Source organism: Huijunlia imazamoxiresistens (genome assembly GCF_037132455.1).
GTDB classification, from domain to species: domain Bacteria; phylum Bacteroidota; class Bacteroidia; order Chitinophagales; family Chitinophagaceae; genus Flavisolibacter; species Flavisolibacter imazamoxiresistens.
In genome coordinates this window covers 262,950-282,987 of record NZ_JBBBEI010000006.1, presented here as the reverse complement: position 1 = coordinate 282,987, position 20,038 = coordinate 262,950, and the positions used below count along the sequence as shown (strand labels likewise).

Annotated in this window: 17 protein-coding genes and 1 tRNA gene; 7 read left to right on the top strand and 11 right to left on the bottom strand. The window is 55.0% G+C overall.

What is annotated here, in order from left to right; all coding sequences use genetic code 11:
- The first annotated feature begins 24 nt into the window (after positions 1-24).
- On the top strand, positions 25-234 hold the full coding sequence (locus tag V9K67_RS10225; protein WP_336722059.1) for a hypothetical protein: 210 nt from the start codon (positions 25-27) through the stop codon (positions 232-234).
- Positions 235-290: 56 nt separating this feature from the next.
- Positions 291-2,942 carry an MGH1-like glycoside hydrolase domain-containing protein gene (locus tag V9K67_RS10220; RefSeq protein ID WP_336722057.1) on the top strand — a complete coding sequence of 884 codons (2,652 nt, stop codon included), beginning with the start codon at positions 291-293 and terminating at the stop codon, positions 2,940-2,942.
- A 52-nt stretch (positions 2,943-2,994) separates the two neighbouring features.
- Here the strand turns inward: V9K67_RS10220 and V9K67_RS10215 are convergent, their stop codons facing one another.
- From V9K67_RS10215 to V9K67_RS10205, 3 genes are all read right to left on the bottom strand, one after another.
- Complete coding sequence (locus tag V9K67_RS10215; RefSeq protein WP_336722056.1) at positions 2,995-3,642, bottom strand: hypothetical protein; 648 nt, start codon at positions 3,640-3,642, stop codon at positions 2,995-2,997.
- A gap of 19 nt (positions 3,643-3,661) precedes the next feature.
- Positions 3,662-4,174 carry a DUF2480 family protein gene (locus V9K67_RS10210; protein WP_336722055.1) on the bottom strand — a complete coding sequence of 171 codons (513 nt, stop codon included), beginning with the start codon at positions 4,172-4,174 and terminating at the stop codon, positions 3,662-3,664.
- A gap of 103 nt (positions 4,175-4,277) precedes the next feature.
- The gene (locus V9K67_RS10205; protein ID WP_336722053.1) at positions 4,278-6,428 is read right to left on the bottom strand and encodes a peptidylprolyl isomerase; all 2,151 of its coding nucleotides are present in this window, start codon (positions 6,426-6,428) and stop codon (positions 4,278-4,280) included.
- A 617-nt stretch (positions 6,429-7,045) separates the two neighbouring features.
- Here V9K67_RS10205 and nadA point away from each other — a divergent pair.
- Positions 7,046-8,059: a quinolinate synthase NadA gene (gene nadA, locus V9K67_RS10200; protein WP_336722051.1), complete on the top strand. Its 1,014-nt coding sequence runs from the start codon at positions 7,046-7,048 to the stop codon at positions 8,057-8,059.
- Between the two features lie 68 nt (positions 8,060-8,127).
- Here the strand turns inward: nadA and V9K67_RS10195 are convergent, their stop codons facing one another.
- From V9K67_RS10195 to V9K67_RS10160, 8 genes are all read right to left on the bottom strand, one after another.
- Positions 8,128-9,120, bottom strand: coding sequence for a YpdA family putative bacillithiol disulfide reductase (locus tag V9K67_RS10195; protein ID WP_336722049.1), 993 nt, complete (start codon positions 9,118-9,120; stop codon positions 8,128-8,130).
- 48 nt (positions 9,121-9,168) lie between these two features.
- Positions 9,169-10,818, bottom strand: a complete 1,650-nt coding sequence (locus tag V9K67_RS10190; protein WP_336722048.1) for an ArnT family glycosyltransferase — start codon at positions 10,816-10,818, stop codon at positions 9,169-9,171.
- Between the two features lie 43 nt (positions 10,819-10,861).
- Entirely contained in the window at positions 10,862-11,290 is a 429-nt protein-coding gene (arsN2, locus tag V9K67_RS10185) for an arsenic resistance N-acetyltransferase ArsN2 (protein ID WP_336722047.1), read from the bottom strand.
- 19 nt (positions 11,291-11,309) lie between these two features.
- Positions 11,310-12,449 carry a methionine aminotransferase gene (locus V9K67_RS10180; RefSeq protein WP_336722046.1) on the bottom strand — a complete coding sequence of 380 codons (1,140 nt, stop codon included), beginning with the start codon at positions 12,447-12,449 and terminating at the stop codon, positions 11,310-11,312.
- 87 nt (positions 12,450-12,536) lie between these two features.
- The gene (locus V9K67_RS10175; RefSeq protein ID WP_336722044.1) at positions 12,537-12,932 is read right to left on the bottom strand and encodes a RidA family protein; all 396 of its coding nucleotides are present in this window, start codon (positions 12,930-12,932) and stop codon (positions 12,537-12,539) included.
- A gap of 113 nt (positions 12,933-13,045) precedes the next feature.
- Positions 13,046-13,780 (bottom strand): 3'-5' exonuclease, encoded by a 735-nt coding sequence (locus V9K67_RS10170; protein ID WP_336722041.1) that lies wholly within the window; start codon positions 13,778-13,780, stop codon positions 13,046-13,048.
- Positions 13,781-13,805: 25 nt separating this feature from the next.
- Entirely contained in the window at positions 13,806-14,906 is a 1,101-nt protein-coding gene (locus V9K67_RS10165) for a mannose-1-phosphate guanylyltransferase (RefSeq protein WP_336722039.1), read from the bottom strand.
- Positions 14,907-14,915: 9 nt separating this feature from the next.
- Entirely contained in the window at positions 14,916-15,884 is a 969-nt protein-coding gene (locus V9K67_RS10160; RefSeq protein WP_336722037.1) for a KpsF/GutQ family sugar-phosphate isomerase, read from the bottom strand.
- Positions 15,885-16,131: 247 nt separating this feature from the next.
- On the opposite strand from V9K67_RS10160, the gene recQ reads away from it, so the two are divergent.
- The 4 genes from recQ to V9K67_RS10140 all read left to right on the top strand — a co-directional run bounded on the left by recQ (position 16,132) and on the right by V9K67_RS10140 (position 19,862).
- A complete protein-coding gene (gene recQ, locus V9K67_RS10155; RefSeq protein ID WP_336722036.1) occupies positions 16,132-18,384 on the top strand; it encodes a DNA helicase RecQ in 2,253 nt (750 codons plus the stop codon).
- Between the two features lie 198 nt (positions 18,385-18,582).
- Positions 18,583-18,655, top strand: a tRNA-Phe gene (locus V9K67_RS10150).
- Positions 18,656-18,827: 172 nt separating this feature from the next.
- Complete coding sequence (locus V9K67_RS10145) at positions 18,828-19,397, top strand: Xre family toxin-antitoxin system antitoxin (RefSeq protein ID WP_336722034.1); 570 nt, start codon at positions 18,828-18,830, stop codon at positions 19,395-19,397.
- Positions 19,398-19,406: 9 nt separating this feature from the next.
- Complete coding sequence (locus V9K67_RS10140; RefSeq protein ID WP_336722033.1) at positions 19,407-19,862, top strand: RES family NAD+ phosphorylase; 456 nt, start codon at positions 19,407-19,409, stop codon at positions 19,860-19,862.
- The last annotated feature ends 176 nt before the right edge of the window (positions 19,863-20,038 follow it).

Below are 20,038 nucleotides of genomic sequence, written 5' to 3'. Positions count from 1 at the left end.
ACTAAGGATAAGGAACTTCTTTTGATGAGCTTTATGGGGTTTGATAGGGGAAATCCTTTAGGCAAAATGGTGAAAAAAGGCCGCAAATACGTAGCTATTATCAACTATAAATGGCTACTGGTCTGGCTTTTAACAGAAGAGCTTGAAAAAATGGGGCATGCTGGCCCAATATTTTATACTTTTATTTTCCCTCGTTTGCTGCCATTATTAAAATTTTTCCCATCTAAAAGATGAAAACTCCTTCCCGCACCCTGTGCAGAAGAAGCTATTGATAATTATAAACGACTTACATGACAGCTGAACATCAACGGTTAGATGTGAATGCGGCGAAACCCGTTCCTCTGGTACAATGGGGCCCTTACCTGAGCGAACGCCAGTGGGGCACCGTGCGTGAAGATTACAGCCAGGACGGCAACGCCTGGCAATTCTTTCCCTTCGACCATGCCCACTGCCGCACCTACCATTGGGGCGAGGACGGACTGGCGGGCATCTCGGATTACTTTCAACACCTTTGCTTTGCCATCTCCCTCTGGAACGGCAAGGACCCCATACTGAAGGAACGCCTCTTCGGCCTGCGCAATGGCGAAGGCAACCACGGCGAAGACGTGAAGGAACTGTATTATTACCTCGACAACGTGCCGACGCACTACTACCAGGAGTATTTGTACAAATACCCCCAGCAGGAGTTCCCTTACGATAAGCTGCGGACCGAGAACCGGAAGCGCACGGCCCTGGAACCCGAATACGAGCTCCTCGATACCGGCATTTTCGACGACAACCAGTACTTCGACGTGCTGGTGACCTATGCCAAGCAAACCGATACCGACATCTTCATCAAGATCGATATCACCAATCGCTACAGCCAGCCGGCCTATATTACCGTGCTGCCTACCCTTTGGTTCTCGAACCGCTGGGCCAACAAAAAACTGGCCCACCGCCCTTCCATTACCTGGCTCAGCAACAGTTCGGTGAAGGCCACCCATAACCGCATCGGCGATTATTACTTCTACTTCCAGCCGGCCAAGGACATGCTGTTCACCAACAACGAAACCAATACCTGGAAGGTCTGCGGCATTCCCAACAAAAGCATTTTCGTTAAGGACGCCTTCCACGATGGCATCATCAGGGGTGAGAACATCGAGGAATTGCGGGAGGTGAAGCAGGGCACCAAGTTCGCCGCCGCCTACAAGCTGCGTATAGCCGAAGGCGCCACCAAGACGATCTACTGCCGCCTGACGAACACTCCGTCGGACAATCCCTTTGCACGGGGCTTCGAAAACATCTTCGCCCTCCGCAAACAGGAAGCCGACGACTTTTACACGGCGATCCTGCCCAAAAACGTCAACGCCGACCAGGCCAACATCCGCCGCCAGGCCATCGCCGGCCTGCTGTGGAGCAAGCAGTATTATTATTACGATATCGAACGCTGGCTGACCACCACCGACGGCATCACCCCCCTGCACCAGAGCCGTAAACACGGGCGCAACCACGACTGGCCCCACCTGAAAAACCAGGACATCATTTCTATGCCCGACAAATGGGAATACCCCTGGTACGCGGTCTGGGACCTGGCCTTTCAGTGCATTTCGCTGGCCGTGGCCGACCCCACCTTTGCCAAGCACCAGCTGCTGCTGGTAATGCGGGAGTGGTACATGAAACCCGACGGCCAGCTGCCGGCCTACGAATGGAACTTCGGCGACGTGAACCCGCCCGTCCATGCCTGGGCCGCCATGCAGATCTACAACATCGAAAAGAAACAAAAGGGCACCGGCGATATCGTTTTTCTGAAAAAGATCTTCCAAAAGCTGCTGATCAACTTCACCTGGTGGATCAACCGCAAGGACCGCCACGGCAACAACATCTTCGAAGGCGGCTTCCTCGGCCTCGACAACATCGGGGTGTTCAACCGCAGCTACCCCCTCTCCAGCGAAATGCAGCTGGAGCAGGCCGACGGCACCAGCTGGATGGGCACGTTTGCCCTGGACATGATGGACATCGCCCTGGAGATCGCCATCCACGACGCCTCCTTTGAAGATACGGCCACCAAGTTCTTCGAACACTTCGTGCTCATTGCCGAAGCCCTGAACGAACACCACCTGTGGAACGAGGAAGACAAGTTCTTCTACGACGTGCTGTGCGTTCCCGGGGCCGAACCCAAGCCGCTGCGCATCAAATCGATCGTGGGCCTGACCACCCTGTTTGCCGTGTCCACCATCGAAAAGAAGATGCTGGACAAGCTGAAGGACTTTAAAAAACGGGTCAGCTGGTTCGAGGGCTACCGCAAAAAGAACAACAAGTTCTGGCCCAACGAGGAAAGGGGTGACGGCGAAGAGGTGCTGCTGTCGCTGGTGCGGCAGGACCGCCTGGTATTCCTGCTGGAGCGCCTGCTGGACGAAAACGAATTCCTCTCGCCCGGCGGTATCCGCGCCCTGTCGAAGGAGCACGAACAACACCCTTATTCCGTAAACATCCAGGGCAACACTTACTCGATCCGTTACGAGCCCGGCGACTCCACTTCCGATATTTTCGGCGGCAACTCCAACTGGAGGGGCCCGGTCTGGATGCCCATCAACTTCCTGATCATCCAGTCCATCCGGCGCTACGGGCAATTCTACGGCGACAGCCTGCAGGTGGAATGCCCCACCGGCTCGGGGGTACACATGAACCTTTGCGAGGTGGCCGACGAGCTGACCCGCCGGGTAGTAAGCCTGTTTGAAATGGACGGGGAAGGCGGCCGGCGCCTGAACGGCACCGACAACTGGTTTTACAAAAAGCCCGAAAACCAGCACCTGGTATTGTTCTTCGAATACTTCCACGGCGACAACGGCCGCGGTCTCGGCGCCAGCCACCAGACCGGCTGGACCGCCCTGGTAGCCGAGCTGATCAGCGAAATGGGCCCCAAAAAGGTAAAGCAAGGCTCCGCCGAGCTGCAAACCCTGTAATGGGTATTTCTATATAAAACGGAAAGCCCCGCAGCTGCGGGGCTTTCCGTTTTTATTTGGAGAACTTCTGTTGGAGGTACTGATCCATGTGGGCGGTGATGGTATCGGGATAAGCATATACGTCCAGGGAGTTGGAGGCCAGGTCCAGCTTCCAGACCTTGGGCACTACCTGTTCGGCATTGATCTCTTCGGCGCCGGCCAGCAGCAACTCGTTGCCGTTGACCCAGCGTGCATCGGAATAAATGACCGAAGGACCGCTGAACAACAGCCGCTTGCGGCTGCCCGCCTTAAAATCCACCAGGGCCGCCTCGGTATCGGGATTGCCGGCCGCCAGGGTCTGCTTTCCCTCCTGCTGCACCAGCACATAATTATACGAGTACAGGTCCACGGCCTTCGAACTGTCGGGACTGTAAACGAGGTAAGGAGCGAACGGCCGCAGCTGATCCTCATTTAACGGCATGGAAGGCGGCGAATCGATAACGCCGCCTTCGCTCAGGGCAAACCTGCCGGCCGAAAACGAAGGATCCTGCGCAGCAAGGAACCCCAGGAACCGGGGGAAAGAAGCCTGTAACAGCTGCTGTTCTTCCGGCTGTTCTTCCGCTTCTTCGGCCTGCGGCTCTTTACCCGCCGTGTCCCGGCTGCAGTTCTTGCAGGAAACCAGGAAAAACAGCAGGATCAAAAGAAGGAAGGGTCTGCGCATGGGATTTGTAGTTTGCGGTTTACTTCTTTTTAAAAATCGGCACGTTGCTGCAGGCCTCTCCGTACATGATGCTCTTGGCTACCGGGCGCAGGAGCTTGGTGACCTCGGCATAGGCCGAAGAGTCTACCGGCCGATCGCCGCATCCCTTGATGATCACCCGCTCGTCGGCAAAGTCTTCGGCCTTCAGCGCGGACAGGTTTTTAAGGAAGAGGTGCTTGTGCATTTCTTCGGCCGTGCCTACAAAGATGTCCTTCGCTACCGGCTGCAGGTAGGAGGCCGGCAGCATGAAGGCCCACATCGGGATGATGGCATCGGTGCTGCAGGTGACGGCTACGTACTTGTCGCGGTACACTTCCCAGTCGGTATTCTTCAGCGCTTCCCGGAAGTCTTTTTCCTTTAGTATCAGCCCGCGGAACAGGTGGTCCTTCAGGTCGAAGGTCAGGATCTCCTCCTGGGGCAGATAGGTTTCGAGGTCTATGGTGATGAGGCCGCTGTTGGCCACACGGTTGATGATTTCGTTTCCTTCATTCATGCTACAAAGGTAGGCACCGCCCTTTCAAAATCATGGGCACAAAAAAAACACCCCGTCGTAGCGACGGGGTGCTTTTTATAGAAGCCCAAAGGGCTGCAATAGATTAATAGAAGCGGGAGCGGTTGTCCTTGATCTTGGCCGCCTTGCGCAGGGCCTGGGAGGGCGAGCGGTACGCCATGGTCTGGCGGGCCTGCATTTCCAGGGCCATCCGCTGCTGTTCGATGGCAGCGGTCTCTACGGGGGTAGTGCTCAGGTTGTCTACCCGCACTACGTATACGCCACCTTGTCCTTCGAGGGCTTCGGGAACCACTTTGCCTTTGTTGGCCTGGTTGAAGGCAGCGCCCAGCACGCGGGCTTCGTAACCCAGTACGGGGTTGCGGTTGCCGTTGAAGCGCAGGCTGTCGGCCACTTGTACCGGCTGGCCCAGGGCAGCAGCAGCCGCTTCCAGGGTGGTGATGTTACCGATCTTCTTCTTCAGCTCAGCGGCTTTCTTCTGGTTGCGCAGCACCGGCTCCACGATGGGGCGGGCTTTGCCGACGCTGGCCAGGCCGGCTTCGTTCACGTCGGTAACGACGGCTACCACGTAGTTATCACCTACGCGATGGGGCTGCATCACATCGCCCTGGTCGGCTTCAAAGATCGCTTTCACGAACGGACGGGAATTGCCCAGGCCGGGGATGCTGAAGTCGTTGGGCTTCAGGTCGGGAGCGGTCAGCTTGTTCAGGCCTTTGGAACGCAGGTTCTTCTCGTAGTTGTCGTTGAAGGCCTTCAGGTCCCTGCTGTCGCCGGCAAACAGGTTGGCGGCATTGGCAGCGGTGTTGTCGGTAGACTCGCTGGGGTTGATGGGCTTGGCCAGGTAGGCTACTTTATAATGCGGCTGTACGTTCTTATGCTCGAGGATCTCGATGTAGTGGTAGCCGAAATTGGTTTTCACCACCTTTTTGTCGCCGGGCTTGCCCTGCAGCAGGATGAACTGGCCAAACTCTTTAGCGAAGTTCTCACCCTGGATGTCATAGGAAGAGAAGGTCATCACGCCTTTTTCCTTGTGGGCGGCCTGGTCGGTGCTGTACCGGGCTTCCAGGTCGTCGAAGGAAGCGCCGCCGGCGATGGCTGCGGCCACGCTGTCGGCTTTTTGCTTGGCCACGCTGTCGGGAAACAGGGGCTGACCGGTTTGGGGGTTGGTGGTACCTAATAATATATGGCGGCATTTTACCGAGTCGGGCAGGGAGCGGGTATCCACCAGTTTCGCCAGCACAAAGTTCGACGCGTCGAGGTAAGGACCGTAAACGGCGCCGGAAGGCAGGCCCAGGATGGAATCTTTTGCCGGCACCTGGATGGTGCCCTTGGCGATGTAGCCGTCGAAGTAGGGCAGGGAGCTGCCGTTGCGGGACACGAAGGCGGCCGGGTCGGCGGTGGTCTGGAATTCAGGCTTCAGGTTCACCAGCTGGTTGCGGGTGTCGGCGCTGTCCGAAGAAGACGGAGAAGCGTTGAACACCACGTAGCTGATGGAGCGGGTTTCTTCTTCCTGCTTGAAGTCGTTCTCATGCTTTTTCATGTAGTCCACGATCTCGTTGTCGCTCACCTTCACGGCGCTGTCCGAAATGGAGGCGTAGGGAGCATTCACGAACGACACCTTCGACAGCAGGCTGTTGTCGGTGTTTTGTTTTTCCAGGAACCACTTGGGGAAATAGGTGCTGCTCATCAGCAGCGAATTATATTTTTCGTTCAGCCGCACAAATTCCAGGTTGGCCAGGTACTGGTTCATCTGGGCTTTGGCTTCGGGGCTGCCGGTCTTTTTCAGGTTGTTGAACGATTGCTGGGCCGCCTGGGCGTTGTACACGCCGGTGTTGGGATCGGTAAAGCTTTGCTTGAAATCGGCGGGAGGGTTGGCGCCAAACAGGATGTCGCCCATTTCCTTGCTGCCGATGGCCAGGCCCAGCTTCTCGAACTCATCACCCATCACGGCCTGTTCCACTTCCTGGTTCCATACGCTTTCCACCACCTGCTGCCGGCTTTCGCCACCCATGTTGTAGCCTTGCTGGCGGGCATACTCCTCCTGAGATTTGACCTTGGCCTCGAAATCCTGGATCTCGATTTTCTTGCCGTTGATCTTGCCCACCGTGGTTTCATTGCCGCCGAAAACGCTGGAGCGGCTTCCAAAGGCATCCATCATGATAAACCCGAGCAGGGAGAGCGCTATGGCCACCACAGCCCACCGGGCGTACTTGTCTCTGATTTGCTGAACTAATGACATAAAGGTGATGATTCTGTTTAAAGAGTGGGCAAAATTAGGTGAATTCCGCTTATCAACAGCTGTGGATAACTCCGGAAACCCGCAAAAACGGGCCGTTTGCGGCTGCGCCGGCCGGTGGATAGCCGGTGGAAAGACGTCAATAACTACTTTAGCGGTTTTTTGTCCAAAACCGCTCCTTCTTCCCAACCGCTCCTTCCGGGCCTTTCCGGGGCCCGAAGCCCAAAAAAGCGGTAAATGGGTGTGCATTTCCCCCATTTTCTGTGGATAAACCCCCGTGAAACGATGTGGGGAACGTGTATGGATTGCCAGAAAATTTTTGGCGGCCGGAAGCAGCCGGCGGGATTGTGAAACCATCCACAGTTATCCCACCAATATCCACAAGATGCGTTTCGCGATTTTTGGAACGAGTTATTCAAGGGGTGATATCCACATTTATGTGGGAAAGCGTACGATATTCCCTTTCAGCAATACCTTTGCTGTGCAAAAACGGGGATTTCGTGTGAATAAGTGCACAGGATTTGCAACGACTCCGGACCACCCGGCTTTTTTTCCACCAATCCACAGCCCTAATAGTAATAGGGTTATTTAAATAAATTAAGAATACTATAGTATATTATATGAATGAAGAAATGTTAATAGCCGCGAAAAATGAAGTTGAGGAGAAAGGTTTCCTCGATGTGGACATCGATCCTTCGCTCGACCTTTTCACTGAAATCGAACGGCTCAAAAAAGAAAAAAATGCCATTATCCTGGCGCACCTCTACCAGGAGCCGGACATCCAGGATATTGCCGATTATATTGGCGACAGCCTCGGGCTGGCGCAAAAGGCCGCGAAAACCAACGCCGACATGATCGTGTTCGCCGGCGTGCATTTCATGGCCGAGACCGCCAAAATCCTCAACCCGAACAAAAAGGTGATCATCCCCGACCTGAAGGCGGGCTGCTCGCTGAGCGAAAGCTGCCCGCCGCCGCTGTTCCAAAAATTCCGCGAACAGCACCCCGACCATATCGTGATCTCGTATATTAACTGCAGCGCCGGCATCAAGGCCCTGACCGACGTGATCTGCACCAGCAGCAACGCCAAGGCCATCGTGGAAAGCTTCCCGAAGGACCAGAAGATCATCTTCGCGCCGGACAAGAACCTGGGCGCCTATATCAATAAGGTAACGGGCCGCGACATGCTGCTGTGGAATGGCGCCTGTATGGTGCACGAGATCTTCAGCCTCGAAAAGATCACGAAGCTGCAGGTGCAGCACCCCAATGCCAAGCTCATCTCCCACCCCGAGTGCGAAGAGCCGCTGCTGCGCATTTCGGACTTCGTAGGATCCACCACCCAACTGCTGGCATACGTGAAGCAGGACCCTGCCCAGGAGTTTATTGTTGCCACCGAGGCCGGTATCATCCACCAGATGACCAAGCAGGCGCCCGATAAGACGTTTATTCCCGCTCCGCCGGATAATAGCTGTGCGTGCAACGACTGCCCGCATATGAAGCGTAATACGCTGGAGAAGGTATACCTGAGCATGAAGTACGAGCAACCCGAGATCCTCATGGACGAGGAGCTCCGTCTCCAGGCGAAGAAATCCCTGGACCGCATGCTGGAGATCAGCGAAAAAGCAGGCTTGATCTAAAAGCAGATGTCCTTAAATGCAAAAGACCCGTCAGCCGACGGGTCTTTTGCATGGTATAAAGCTTCATTTCAATCCATATCCTTCTCCTCTACTCCCTTTGCCACTTTGATGGCATTGATGATCTTGGGTGCGTGGTCGCGGGAGTTTTCGATGAACCAGCTGTGGGTGTCCATGCCGCCGCAGACCACGCCGGCCAGGTAAATGCCTTTCTGGTTCGTTTCCATGGTTTCGGGATGGTAGTCGGGCGTGCATTTTTCGTCGGGCGACAGGTGGATGTCCAGCGCCTTCAGCAGGTCGAAGTTGGGCATGTAGCCCGTCATGGCCAGCACGAAGTCGTTGGGAATGGTCACAATACCTGCGGGGGTGCGGATGTCCACTTCATGGGGACGGATGGCCGTCAGCTCGGAATGGTAATAGGCCTTGATGCTGCCCTCCTTGATGCGGTTCTCGATATCGGGCTTTACCCAGTATTTTACCCGCCTGCCGATGCCTTCGTCGCGGATCACCATGGTCACGTTTGCCCCTTTACGGTAGGTTTCCAGGGCCACGTCCACCGACGAGTTGTTGGCGCCCACTACCAGCACGTTCTGGAAGGCATAATAATGCGGGTCGTGGTAATAATGCGTCACCTTGGGCAGGTCTTCGCCGGGAATGTTCATCTTGTTGGGAATGTCGTAGAAGCCGGTGGCCAGCACAATGTTGCGCGACCGGTACTCGGCCTTGCTGGTATGCAGCACAAAGACCCCGTTCTGGCGGTGGACCGACTCCACCTTTTCGAACAGGTGCACCTGCAGCTGGTAGGTGGTGGTCACCCGGCGGTAGTACTCCAGCGCCTCGGACCGCGTGGGCTTCGGGCTGATGGAAACAAAGGGTACGCCGCCGATCTCCAGCCGCTCGGAAGTGGAGAAAAACGTCATGTTCAGCGGGTAGTTGTACAGCGAGTTGACCAGGGCGCCCTTCTCCATGATCAGGTAATTCAACCCGGCTTTTTTCGCCTCGATGCCGCAGGCCAGCCCAATAGGGCCGCCACCGATAATGAACAGATCCAGTATATCGCTCATGCTTATTGCTTAATGGTTATCAATAGTTTAAGGCAACCGTTAAAAATCTTATTTGCGGCCCAGCACCTCGGTGATCACCATCTGGTCCAGGGCGCTGTCGCGGGTAGCGGGGTTGAGGAAATCCCCTTTGAGGCGGGTAATTTCATAATCCTTCCGGCGGTACTGGCGGCCGGTTTGGTACCGCTCCTTTATTTCGCCTTCCGTCGCCTTCATGGTCACTACCCATACTTTTTTGCCCGTGTCCAGCAGGCTGTCGGAAAAGGGCTGCGTCAGGCGGCGGGTATAAAAGTTCAGTGACCAGCTCTGCGTATTATAAAAGTAAAGGTTTTCCGCCCCGATCTCCTTGTTGACGGTGGCGGCCAGTTCGTTGCCCGCCTGGTAGGTCAGCAGCTGGGGGTAGAAGTTGGCGTTCAGCAAAAAGAAAACGGTCATGATGGTCACGGCCGAGGCCACCACCACCTGTTGCAGCTTGCCCCGGACGCTTTTTAAAAGAAAATAGCCCGCGGCCAGCAATCCCAGGAACCCGATGATTGCCCCAATATTATGCAGCGGGAATGCCCAGGCATTGACCAGGCCGGCCAGCAACAGCAGCAGGGTGCATACGATGGCCTGCGTTACGGCAAAGCGCTTCAGCAGCACCGGGTTGCCGCGGTGGTGCAGCAGGTAGGAGGCGGTAAAAACGGAAGCCACGGGAAAAGTAATGTTCAGGTAGTGAGGCAGCTTGAAGCCCGACAGGCTGATGATCGCCAGCACCAGGGTAAAGGTGCTGATGGTGAGCCATTCGTAGCGGCGGGTGACAAAGCTTTTCAGGCGGCTGAAGTAGGCGGCAAAGCCCAGCAGGCTCCAGGGAGCAAAGGCCCATAAGAAGGAATGAAGGAAAAAGAAGTAGTCGTTCTTGCGGTCCGATCCGAAGCTTTCGCCTTCAAAGCGCTCCACGTTCTGCTGCCACAGGATGAACTTTACGCCCGAAATGCCGCTGCGGCCCCGGACCACCTTTTCGGGGTGCAGGTCGTATTGGAGGTAGTAGCAGTACACCACCGGCGAAATGAACAGGAAGAAAAAGGCGATGATCAGCAGCAGTTGCCCGTTATAAAAGCTTTTCCAGTCCTTTTTATAAAGAATGTAAAAGAAGGCGGCGGCGGCCGGCGTGGCCACGGCGATATGGCCTTTGGTGCAGAAGCCCAGGGCCAGGCCCAGGGCGGCGCCTGCCACGTTCACCAGGCGGCGGGTGTTGACCCAGTCGGCCAGCTGCCAGGTGGCGAACACGATGCTGGAGGTGAGGATGGCATCCATGCGCACGTCGTTGTTGGCCAGGATAAAGGCAAAGGACGAGGAAACGATCAGCGCTGCCAGCCGGCCCACTTCTTTATTATATAAGGTGCTTCCCAGCCGGTAGGTGGCGTAAATGCCCAGGAGAGTAAACAGGAAGGATGGGAATTTATAGGCAAAGGAAGTGACGCCGAAGACATGGTAGCTGAGGGCCGCCAGCCAGAAGTGGAGGTGCGGCTTGTCGAGGTAGTCGGTGCCGTGGTCGACCAGGTTTACAAAGTCGCCGGTCAGGTACATGCGCAAGGCGATGTCGGCGTGGTGGGCGGAGTCGTTGTCCATCAGCGGAACGAACAGCCCGGTAACATAAACCACCGCCAGGAGCCCGAATAAGGCGCGGTAGGTGTTTGCAGAAAGAAAAGTCGTATTCAACCCAAAATTTTCTGCAAAGAAAACGCATTCAGCCTCCCCTCCCCTACCCGATAACTTTTTTCATTACGGTGGCCGAAGATGGGCAAAGGGCGGAAAACTCGGAGGTTTGTTGGATGGAGGCGGGTACCTCTTCGCGGCTGATGGCCTGGTAGGCCCTTTTGGAAAAGAATTCGGCGGCCGTGGTGGTCAGCAGGTACAGGGTCTGCACGCCGGCGTTGCGGGCGTATTCCTCCAAAAAGTTCACCAGCTCGGTACCCGCGCCTTCTGCCCTTTGTTCTTCCGGCACGCACAGGCTGCGCACCAGGCCGTGCCGGTTCATCAGCTCCAGGCCGGCCACCCCTTTTAATTCGTGCTCATCGTACAGCACAAACAGTTTCGTGGTGTCCCGGATGTCTTCGGTAGGCAGCCCGTTCTTTTTCAGCAGCTCCAGCGCTTTCGAGAAGTTGTTTTGCGTTACCGGGTAAATAGCCATACGGGTTAAGTTTAAGCATTTATAATTTCCGGAGCCGTTCGGCGGCGGCTTCCAGGGTCTCTTCTTTTTTAGCAAAACAAAACCGTACCACCTGGTGGTTGGTTTCCCGGCGGTAAAAGGCCGCCACCGGGATGGTGGCCACGCCGTATTCCCGGGTGATGCGGAGGGCAAAGTCCTTTTCACTTTCTTCCGATATGGCCGCATAAGAGTAGCACTGGAAATAGCTGCCGTAGCTGGGCAGCGGCTCGAACCGGGTGGCGGCCATCAGGTCCCGGAAATAATCGCGTTTGGCCTGCATGTCGGTCTTGAGCTGCAGGTAGGCGTCCCGGTTGTGGAGGAATTGCGCCAGCGCCACCTGCTTGGGCGTATCGCAGCTAAAGCAGTTGAACTGGTGGATCTTCCGGAATTCCGCCATCAGGGCGGGCGGCGCCACGCAATAACCCAGCTTCCAGCCCGTGCAGTGGTAATTTTTTCCGAACGAAAAGCACACAAAGCTTCGCTGAAGCAGGCCGGGATACTTTAAAACGCTTTCGTGCTCCCGGCCGTCGAAGACCAGGTGTTCGTACACTTCGTCGCTTAGCACCAATATGTTGGTTCCCTGGACCAGGCGTTCCAGTTCCTGCAGGTCCTCCGGCGACAGTACCGAGCCGGTGGGGTTGTGGGGCGAGTTGATGACGATCATCCGGGTTTTGGGCGAAACCCGGGCCTGCACCTCCTTCCAGTCGATGCGGTAACCCGGGAAGGTGAGCTGTACGGTTACGGCCACCGCCCCGTTCACTTCGATGGCAGGGATATAGCTGTCGTAGGCCGGCTCGAACACGATCACCTCGTCGCCGGGCTGCAGCACCGTGGTCAGGGCGGTGTAGAGGGCATAGGTGCCGCCGGGGGTGATGGTGACCTGGGTATCGGGATCCACGTGGGTGCCGTAGAGGAAGGCGATCTTTTCGGCGATGGCGGCCCGCAGCGGCGGGTAGCCGGCCATGTGGGTGTACTGGTTGTGGCCGTCGCGCATGGCTTTGGAAACCAGCTCCACCAGCTCGCCGTTCATGGGAAAGTCGGGAAAGCCCTGCCCCAGGTTAATAGCGCCGTGTTCCTGGGCCAGCGAGCTCATGACGGTAAAAATGGTGGTGCCGACCTGCGGCAGCTTCGAATGGATCATAAGAACCCAAAGGTTATAAAAAAAAATTACCTGCCCGCTACGGCTTTACGTAAGGGGCAGGTAAAAAATAAATGGATTCGGGGGTGCTTAGGCGTTATTCACCACGGCGGAAGCCTCGATCTCCAGCAGGTATTCGTCGCCGATCAGGGAGCTCACCTCTACGATGGTGGTGCAGGGCTTGATGGTGCCGAAGAACTCGCCATGGGCGCGGCCGATCTCTTCCCACTTGCTGATATCGGTAACGAACATGCGGGTGCGGATCACGTCGTTCAGCGTGGCGCCGGCCTGCTGCAGCACTTTTTCTATTTTCTGGATGATGTACTTTGTTTGCTCGTAGGCGTCGTTGGGGCCAACGGTCTTACCGTTTTCGTCAGCGGCTACGGTGCCGGTCACTTCAATGACGTTTCCTACTTTAACGGCGCGGCTGTATCCAATGATGTCTTCCCATTTGGAGCCGGAGGCGTAGTTCGTTCTGTTGCTCATGGTTTTTTTATAGTTTACGAGTGTGCAAGTTAGGAGTTCCTGAGTTCCTAAGTTCCTGAGTTTCTAAGTTGGCGTAACTCCGGAACAGTAGAACTCCTAACTCCGGAACTTGTCTAGACTTCCGCTTTTCGTAACGTCTTCAATTCCACATTTTCCGGGAGGATGAACGGCTGTCCGTGGTAGCGGAGCAGCACCTGCACCAGGGTGACGACGTCTTTCTGGCAGTAGATGGCGATGCGGTCCAGGTCTTTGTCTTTCCAGTACACCCAGTGCACCATGCTGCCGTCGATATCGTCCTTGGGCGAGGGAATGCCCAGGGAAAGGGCCAGCAGCTTCAGCGATGTATAGCTTTTATAGTCACCGAACTTCCACAGTTCCATGGTATCGATGTGGTTGATCTCCCAGGGTTTGCGGCCGGCGATTTGCAGCAGGCCGGGGATGGGTACCTGGTTGATGATCATGCGGCGGCAGATGTAGGGGAAGTCGAATTCTTTGCCGTTGTGGGCGCACAGTTGTTTGGAATTGTCGGTGGCCCAGCGGTTACACATGTCCGCGAAATCCTTCAGCAGCTTTTCCTCGTCGTCGCAGCAAAAGGATTTGATGTTCAGCTTACGGTCACCGTTGGTGCCGGTGATCAGGCCCACGGAGATGCAGACGATCTTTCCGAATTCGGCGTATATCCCAGCCCGGTCGTAAACCGAGCCGGGATCTTCGCCGTTCTCTTTATTCCGCAGGAACTGTTGCGCCTTGTGGTCCCATAATTCTTTCCACTCTTCCGTCAGGTCGCTGTAGGTTTCGAACTGCGGAACGGTCTCTATATCTAAAAAGAGAATGTTGTTGAAGTTCATTCGGAGGTAATTACCTGCAAGGTACTTACAAATATTTATCGCCCATGTTCCGTTTTACTTCCGACACATATTGTTTGATTTCCTGCTCTTTTTCCTTCTGGCAAATGAGCAGCACGTCCTTGGTATCCACTACGATATAATTGTTCAGGCCCTGCAGCACTACCAGCTTGTCGTCCGGAACGTGTATCACGCATTTGTTGGCGTCCACCACCATCACCTTGTTGCCGGCGACGGCGTTTTCCAGGTAATCCTTTTCCATGTTCTCCCAGGCACTGTTCCAGGTACCCAGGTCGCTCCAGCCGAAGGAGGCCGGGATCACGTACACGTTTTCGGCTTTTTCCATGATGCCGAAGTCAATGGAGATGCTGGTGCACTGCGGGTAGATGGATTCGATGACGGCGTTTTCGTCCGCGGTTCCGAAAGCTTCCTTTTCGGCGGAGAACAGTTCGTAGATCTCCGGCAGGTGGCGGTGGAAGGCTTCCAGGATATGGGAGACTTTCCAGATAAAGATGCCCGAGTTCCACAGGAAATCGCCGCTGGCGATAAAGGTCTTGGCCAGTTCGAGGTTGGGCTTTTCGGTAAACGTTTTCACCTTGTATACGCCTACGCCCGGCACCTCTTCCGCGTCTTCGTGCTGGATATAGCCGTAACCGGTGTTGGGGTAAGTGGGCTTGATACCCAGGGTAACGAGGGCGTTGTGTTCGTCGGCAAACTGCAGGGCGTCGCCGCAGATGTTCAGGAATTTGTCGCCGTCCAGGATCAGGTGGTCGGCCGGCGATACGATCAGGGCCGCCTCGGGGTCCAGCTGCGCCAGCTTAAAGGAAATGAGGGCGATGCAGGGGGCGGTGTTTTTGCGGAACGGTTCGCTGATGATGTTTTCGGCGGGCAGTTCGGGCAGTTGCTCCTTGGTAATGTCCACGTACTCGCGGGCGGTGACCACCAGGATGTTTTCCAGGGGGATGATCTTGCGGAAGCGGTCCACGGTCTGCTGGATCATGGTTTTACCCGTTCCCAGGATATCGATAAACTGCTTGGGATGGTCCACGCGGCTTACGGGCCAGAAACGGCTGCCGATCCCTCCGGCCATGATGGCCACATAAATATGCTTATTTTTCAGTCGGTTCATTATCGTAAATTAAAGTAATCCTTCTTTTACCAGGTCATGCAAATGGATGATCCCCAGGTAGGTGCCGTCGTCTTCGGTGACGGCCAGCTGGCTGATCTCATGGCTGCGCATCACGTCCAGGGCATCCACCGCCATTTCGCCGGGGCTTATGGTTTTGGGGTTGGCCGTCATGATGTCTTTGGCGGTGATAGGCTTCAGGTCTTCTTTTTCCAGCATCCGCCGCAGGTCGCCGTCCGTAATGATGCCCTGCAGCTTTTCTCCTTCGTCTACCACGGCGGTCACGCCCAGTCGTTTCCGGGTCATTTCCACGATCACTTCTTTCAGCGACTGGCTGCCGGTGACGCGGGGTTTTTCGTTTTCGGTGTACAGGTCGTGTACCCGCAGGTACAGCTTTTTGCCCAGGGCGCCACCGGGGTGCAGGCGGGCGAAGCCGGCGGCGTTGAAATCTTTTTGCTGCATGAGGCAAACTGCCAGGGCATCGCCCATCACCATCTGGGCCGTCGTGCTGGTGGTGGGGGCCAGGTTGTTGGGGCAAGCCTCCTGTGCTACGGTGGTGTCCAGCACGTAGTCGGACTTGCGGGCCAGGAACGATCCCAGGTTGCCGACCATGCCCACCAGGGGGTTGCCGAAATTTTTGATCAGGGGCACCAGCACCTTTATTTCGGCGCTTTCGCCGCTTTTGCTGATGATGATCACCACGTCGTCCTGCTGCACCATGCCCAGGTCGCCGTGGATGGCGTCGGCCGCATGCAGGAACAGGGCCGGCGAGCCGGTGGAATTGAGGGTGGCTACGATCTTCTGGGCGACGATGGCGCTTTTGCCGATGCCGCTGATGACGATCCTGCCCTTGCAGGCGGCCAGCACCCCGATGGTCTTTTCAAAATCGCCGGTGAGCTGCCTTGCCAGCTGGCTGAGGGCGTCGCGTTCCATCTCGATGGTACGTATAGCCGTTTTCAATATATTTTCTTTGCGTTCCAAGCCGCCAAAATTATATTTTTTGTGCCCAACATTTCGGCGCCTTTATTAGTATTTTAACCTTTTTATTTCTAAAATTCAGCGGTTCAATTAGTAAATTCGCCAACCCTTTGACCATAGCCAGGAACGATAGCCACCGGTTTATCCATTATCCGTATTCCGATTTATGGTCCAAACGGCGCTTCCTCCTGCTTTGGTAAAGAGTAAAAACGTCAACACCTGCTTTTTCTAAAGCTTAAAAGATCTTAAAATGCCAGCAACTAAGAAAAAATCTGTCAAGAAAACTCCAAATCCCGAACTACCCTCCCTATCTATTGACCTGACAAAAGCCCTCCAGGAGCATTTCGGCTTCGAAAAGTTCAAGGGCCGCCAGGAGGAAATCATTAAATCGGTGCTTTCCGGTCGCGATACCTTCGTGATCATGCCCACCGGCGGCGGCAAAAGCCTTTGCTACCAGTTGCCGGCCATCATCAGCCCGGGTGTGGCCATCATTGTGAGCCCCCTGATCGCCCTGATGAAAAACCAGGTGGACCTGGTACGCAGCTACAGCGACAAGGACGACGTGGCCCACTTCCTCAACTCCACCCTGTCCAAAAAAGAAATTAAAGTGGTGCAGGACGACCTGCAGGCCGGCCGCACCAAAATGCTGTACGTAGCCCCGGAAACTTTAACAAAACAGGACAATCTCGATTTCTTCAGCAACCTGCAGGTTTCCTTCTTTGCCGTGGACGAAGCCCACTGTATCTCCGAATGGGGCCACGACTTCCGCCCCGAGTACCGCCGCCTTCGCGACATGATGGACCAGATCAACCCCAATGTGCCGGTGGTTGCCCTGACCGCTACCGCTACCCCTAAGGTGCAAAGCGATATCGTCAAAAACCTGGGCCTGCGCGACCACCAGACCTTTATGTCTTCGTTTAACCGCGCCAACCTGTATTACGAGATCCAACCGAAGATCAAGAAGGACGATACCCTCAAAAGCATTGTCCGCTTCATTGTCCAGAACAAAGGCAAGAGCGGCATTATTTATACCCTCAACCGCAAAACCACCGAAGAACTGGCCGATATGCTGGTGGCCAACGACGTAAAAGCCGTTGCCTACCATGCCGGTCTCGACTCCAAGCTGCGGGCCGACCGCCAGGACCAGTTCCTCAACGAAGACGTGCAGGTGATCGTAGCCACCATCGCCTTTGGCATGGGCATCGACAAGCCCGATATCCGCTTCGTGATCCATTACAATATTCCCAAGTCCATCGAGAACTACTACCAGGAGACCGGCCGTGCCGGCCGCGACGGGCTGGAAGGAAAATGTATCCTTTATTATTCGCACAAGGACGTGTCGAAGCTGGAACACCTGATGCGCGACAAGCCCCTGAGCGAGCGTGAAGTGGGCGCCCAGCTGATCAACGAGTCCGTGGCTTATGCCGAAAGCGGCGTTTGCCGGCGCAAAACCCTGATGAGCTACTTCGGCGAGGAGTACACCCAGGAAGACTGCGGCAGCTGCGACAACTGTAAAAACCCCAAAGAAAAGGTGGAAGCCAAGGCGGCCGTGGTGCAGATGCTGCAGACCATCAAGGCCCTGGACGAGCGCTTTGCCACCGATTATACCGTTCAGGTGATCACCGGCAGGCTCACCCCCCAGATCAAGATGTACCGCCACGACGGCCTGGAAGTATTCGGCCTCGGCAAGGACCAGCCGGAACATTTCTGGAACTCGCTGGTACGCCAGCTGCTGCTGGAAGACCTGCTGCAGAAAGACATCGAGGAATACGGCGTGCTGAAGATCACCAAAAAAGGCGAAAACTTCCTGGCCAAGCCCAAATCGTTCAAGATCGTGCTTAACAACCTCTTCGAGGATGCCAATGCCGACGACGACGAAGGAGCCGAAGCTTCGACCACCGCTGCCGCTACCGACGAAAAGCTGTTCAACATGCTGAAGGAGCTCCGCCAGAAAGAAGCCAAGCGAAAGAGCCTGCCTCCGTTCGTGATCTTCCTGGAATCGTCGCTGCAGGATATGGCCACCATGTACCCCACCACCACCGCCGAACTGGAAAAATGCCAGGGCGTGAGCAAGGGTAAGGCCCTGCGGTACGGCAAGCCCTTCGTGGAAATGATTGCCGCCTACGTGGAAGAGCACAATATTGTGAAGCCCGACGACTTCGTGATGAAGAGCGTCGTCAACAAGAGCGGCAACAAGGTGCACATCATCCAGCAGGTAGATAAGAAAATCCCGCTGGAAACCATTGCCCGCAACAAAGATCTGCGCCTGGATGCGCTGCTGGAACAAATGGAGACCATTGCCGCCAGCGGTACCAAGCTGAACCTCGACTACGCCATCGACCAGATGCTCGACGAATACGAGCAGGAGGAGATCCTGGATTACTTTAAAGGCTGCGAGACCTCTTCGCTGGAAGTGGCCTTGGAGGAATTATCCGAAGGCAACTACAACTGGGAGCAGCTGAAGATCATGCGGATCAAGTTCCTGAGCGTTTACGGGAACTAAGAGAAAAAGTAGGAAAACAGATAAATAGTTGATTGACATACAGTTGTAGAAGGAAGAAAAGAGGTCGAAAAATTTTTTAAAAAAAAGTTTCCTCTTTTCTTCTTTTTATCAACCGGCTCCCTATCTTTGCAACCTCATCACGAACGAAGCACACCAAGTGAAGCGAAAGTGACCGAGAAAAGAAAGAATAAATAAGCTGGTGCGGTAGCTCAGTCGGTAGAGCAAAGGACTGAAAATCCTTGTGTCGCCGGTTCGATCCCGGCCCACACCACAAAAGGAAAAGCCTTGTAAGTTCAACTTACGAGGCTTTTTCCTTTTTATGTCATTTCTGGTTGTCAGCCATTCCTTCTTACGAAGTATTTCGCTAACTTACACGAAAATGTTCGCGTATGAGGTCGGCCGGAAAAACCAAACCCAAAACGCCTGCTAAGACGTCTAAACCTGTGAAAGAAGCCCCGGAAGACGGCTCGCCCGCTGCCTCCGGTTATGTTCATGAGGTTCCAGCCGATATGCCCATCGTACCCAGCGAGTCGTTTATGGAAGAAAGCTTCCGCCCGGTAGAGGGTTTCGAATTGCGCGCCTCGTTCACGGAAGAAAAAAGATTCATGCTTTTTTACGGCGGAAAGGACCTTCCCCTGCACGCCATTGCCTGGGACGAGAAAATTGAAATGATCCGCGACGGCATTTCCAAAGCCGACCTGATGTACCTGAAAGACGGTTACAACTTTACCTTGGACGATCTTTCCCGCATACTCGACATCACCCCCCGTACGATACAGGGCAAGCTTCCCTCCGACCGGTTTACCGGGAATGTAGGGGAAAAGATACTGGCCCTGGGGGAATTGTATAGTTATGGTATCGAGGTGTTCGAAGAAGAGCAAAAGTTCAAGCGCTGGCTCAATACCCCGAACCCCGTGCTGAAGAATCATAAGCCGGTGGACCTGCTGACCACCATGGTAGGGATGAAAGAAATAAAGAACGAGCTGGGACGTATCGATTACGGAGTCTATTAAGCTACATATATGATCGTTTACCGTATTGGCCGGAAGAAATGGGCCAATGACCTCACGGGTGAAGGCGCCCGCCTGCATGGTGGCCGGTGGAACAATATTGGTGTGCCCTGCCTCTATACTTCCGGAAGCCGGGCGTTAAGTGTGCTGGAATACTCCTGCCATGTGCCCATAGATGACATTCCCCGGGCGCTTACCTTTACTTTATATACGATCCCCGACGATGCCATCTTTGAATGCGCCGAAAGCGATCTGCCGGGCAACTGGCGCCGCCTGGCCCATAGCGGGGCGTGCCGGAATTATGGCAGCCTGCTGCTGTCCGCGGGACATTTGGTTCTTAAGCTCCCTTCCGTAGTGCTGCCGTACGAATACAATTACCTGCTCAACCCTGCCCACCCTGACTTTAAAACAGTAATCACCATCCACGGCGTGGAAGATTATGCTTATGATATACGCGTAAAAGAGTAATTATACTTCCCGCCCTTATCATCAAGCCCTACAGTATATTCCCTTTCGACCTGCGTAAAATTGCGTGATTTCACGGTTTTTTAGAATAAAGGCAGGAAAGCTATTCCGGCGTCTTTTTATTTTCTATACATTGGCAAAAGAAATAATAAAACAGGAATTCCATATGTCCTGTTTGG

Coding starts and splice junctions, on each gene's coding strand:
- V9K67_RS10225 (WP_336722059.1), top strand. CDS start 25: ATGAGCTTTATGGGGTTTGATAGGGGAAATCCTTTAGGCAAAATGGTG.
- V9K67_RS10220 (WP_336722057.1), top strand. CDS start 291: ATGACAGCTGAACATCAACGGTTAGATGTGAATGCGGCGAAACCCGTT.
- V9K67_RS10215 (WP_336722056.1), bottom strand. CDS start 3,642: ATGCGCAGACCCTTCCTTCTTTTGATCCTGCTGTTTTTCCTGGTTTCC.
- V9K67_RS10210 (WP_336722055.1), bottom strand. CDS start 4,174: ATGAATGAAGGAAACGAAATCATCAACCGTGTGGCCAACAGCGGCCTC.
- V9K67_RS10205 (WP_336722053.1), bottom strand. CDS start 6,428: ATGTCATTAGTTCAGCAAATCAGAGACAAGTACGCCCGGTGGGCTGTG.
- nadA (WP_336722051.1), top strand. CDS start 7,046: ATGAATGAAGAAATGTTAATAGCCGCGAAAAATGAAGTTGAGGAGAAA.
- V9K67_RS10195 (WP_336722049.1), bottom strand. CDS start 9,120: ATGAGCGATATACTGGATCTGTTCATTATCGGTGGCGGCCCTATTGGG.
- arsN2 (WP_336722047.1), bottom strand. CDS start 11,290: ATGGCTATTTACCCGGTAACGCAAAACAACTTCTCGAAAGCGCTGGAG.
- V9K67_RS10180 (WP_336722046.1), bottom strand. CDS start 12,449: ATGATCCATTCGAAGCTGCCGCAGGTCGGCACCACCATTTTTACCGTC.
- V9K67_RS10175 (WP_336722044.1), bottom strand. CDS start 12,932: ATGAGCAACAGAACGAACTACGCCTCCGGCTCCAAATGGGAAGACATC.
- V9K67_RS10170 (WP_336722041.1), bottom strand. CDS start 13,780: ATGAACTTCAACAACATTCTCTTTTTAGATATAGAGACCGTTCCGCAG.
- V9K67_RS10165 (WP_336722039.1), bottom strand. CDS start 14,906: ATGAACCGACTGAAAAATAAGCATATTTATGTGGCCATCATGGCCGGA.
- recQ (WP_336722036.1), top strand. CDS start 16,132: ATGCCAGCAACTAAGAAAAAATCTGTCAAGAAAACTCCAAATCCCGAA.
- V9K67_RS10140 (WP_336722033.1), top strand. CDS start 19,407: ATGATCGTTTACCGTATTGGCCGGAAGAAATGGGCCAATGACCTCACG.